The organism is Leclercia sp. LTM14 (assembly GCF_023736175.1).
GTDB lineage: Bacteria > Pseudomonadota > Gammaproteobacteria > Enterobacterales > Enterobacteriaceae > Enterobacter > Enterobacter barmai.
Genome location: NZ_JAIKTT010000029.1, coordinates 1 through 548 on the forward strand (window position 1 = coordinate 1; position 548 = coordinate 548).

Annotated in this window: 1 protein-coding gene; it reads right to left on the reverse strand. The window is 63.5% G+C overall.

Annotated elements, in window-relative coordinates; genetic code table 11:
* Positions 1-548: hypothetical protein (locus K5I40_RS23775; RefSeq protein ID WP_251931042.1), on the reverse strand; the 548-nt coding region annotated here is incomplete at both ends.

The window sequence follows — 548 nt, forward strand, 5'->3', positions numbered from 1 at the left end:
AGAATCGGAGTCCGCATCCGCGTCGGCATCTGCATCCGCATCCGCATCAGCATCCGCGTCGGCGTCCGCATCAGCATCGGCGTCCGCATCAGCATCAGCATCTGCATCTGCATCCGCATCCGCATCGGCATCGGCATCGGCATCAGAATCTGCATCGGCATCGGAATCGGCGTCAGCATCGGCATCAGCGTCCGCATCTGCATCGGCATCAGCGTCTGCATCCGCGTCCGCATCAGCGTCTGCATCCGCATCGGCATCAGCATCCGCGTCTGCATCCGCATCAGCGTCGGCGTCAGAATCCGCATCCGCGTCGGCGTCTGCGTCCGCATCGGCATCGGCATCTGCGTCAGAATCCGCATCCGCATCTGCGTCGGCGTCGGCATCAGCGTCAGCGTCTGCATCAGAATCGGAGTCCGCATCCGCGTCGGCATCTGCATCTGCATCTGCATCTGCATCTGCATCTGCGTCAGCGTCGGCATCGGCATCGGCATCGGCATCAGAATCGGCATCGGCGTCGGAATCCGCATCGCGTCGGCGTCGGCGGTCGG